1 protein-coding gene and 1 riboswitch are annotated in these 1,449 nt (G+C 28.0%); the gene reads left to right on the forward strand.

The features are described 5' to 3' along the window. The first annotated feature begins 101 nt into the window (after positions 1-101). A complete protein-coding gene (locus tag ACRCZX_RS06735; protein ID WP_438582161.1) occupies positions 102-536 on the forward strand; it encodes a DUF4402 domain-containing protein in 435 nt (144 codons plus the stop codon). 763 nt (positions 537-1,299) lie between these two features. Continuing rightward, a riboswitch (cyclic di-GMP riboswitch) is annotated at positions 1,300-1,375 on the forward strand. The last annotated feature ends 74 nt before the right edge of the window (positions 1,376-1,449 follow it).

The following is a 1,449-nucleotide window of genomic DNA, read 5'->3' on the forward strand; positions in this document are numbered from 1 at the left end:
TCTTTAAAATGACAGCCAGTTGCTCTTAACCATTTTGGTTATAGATGCGATTGGCTTTTTGTATTTTTCTAACTTTATCTAATAAATCAGGAGGTATTACAATGAAAAAATTATTAATGCTTTTATCTTTAACTTTAGCGGTATCTGCTTTTGGAGCTCCACAAGGTGATTCTCAGCAATCTGCTGATATGAAAATAACTGCCAGAGTTATTGATCCATTAACTGTTGTTGCTGAACCAATGCAATTTGGTGATATTATCAAAGGAACTACTGCTAATGCTGATAGTACTTTTACTATAAAAGGTGAACCAAGCCAAGGAATTACACTTACTATTGATGGAATCAATGAACTTTCAAATGCTAATGGTGATAAATTAGCTATCGTACTAAAAGGTTTTGTTAATGGTACAGTTAAAACAACTCTTGCAAATGATGGAAATCTTGTTAAAAAAATTGAAGGTAGTTTAACACCTGATCTTAATACTGTTTCAGGAGAATATTCTGGAACTCTTACTGCTAGAGTTCAATATCAATAATTAATAAGAAGAATAAACATAAAATGGACCCTATAGGATAGACTCATAAAAAAAGCGAGTCTATCTTTTAGGGTCTTTTTCTTGTATAATAATATTTACAAAAATCAAAATTGAACAGTTATCTAAAAATAAATACGTCATTAGAAGAAGCGAAAAAGCAATAACATATTCTAACGAGTTTAAAATACATTTCATTTCAGAATATGAAAAATGAAAAAATTCAAGATTTATTTTTGAAGAGGCTAATTTTGATGTTGATATTGTTAGAGATTGCGCTAGTACAAGATGGAATATTAAATACGAAGTAACACTATCATAAAGATGCATTTATTCATTCTGATTGAGGTAGTCACTTTACCTAAGTTAGAAAAGATTATTGAAAACTATATTGATTACTAAAATAATTATCGTTGTCAATGAAATCTAAAAAAGCTGACTCCTATACAATACAAGAATCAGCTTTTGAATATTTAACTTTCTTTTTTTATATATCTTTGACATAGGGTCCACTTTAACATTTTGAATTTTTTTTATGATTAGCTTTAATTCGTTTTGCTTAGACAGCAACGATGGAAAAATGAATATTACTGCAAAGGTTATAGATACTTTAGAAATAGTTCATAATGAAGACATTGAATTTGGAAATATTTTTCATTTAAACTCTACAAACCCTTATAAGATCAAGGTTTGTAAAAAAATATTTTTTAGTTTTTCAATATTTTCATTTGACTTTTTTTAAATTTCAATATATTATATTTGTATAAAATAAATTACGCAAAACAGGAGAAATCCTGCGACGCAAAACTATAGGGTCTTTAAAATGACAGCCAGTTGCTCTTAACCATTTTGGTTATAGATGCGATTGGCTTTTTGTATTTTTCTAACTTTATCTAATAAATCAGGAGGTATTACA

Source organism: Cetobacterium sp. (genome assembly GCF_051658645.1).
Taxonomy (GTDB): Bacteria; Fusobacteriota; Fusobacteriia; order Fusobacteriales; family Fusobacteriaceae; genus Cetobacterium_A.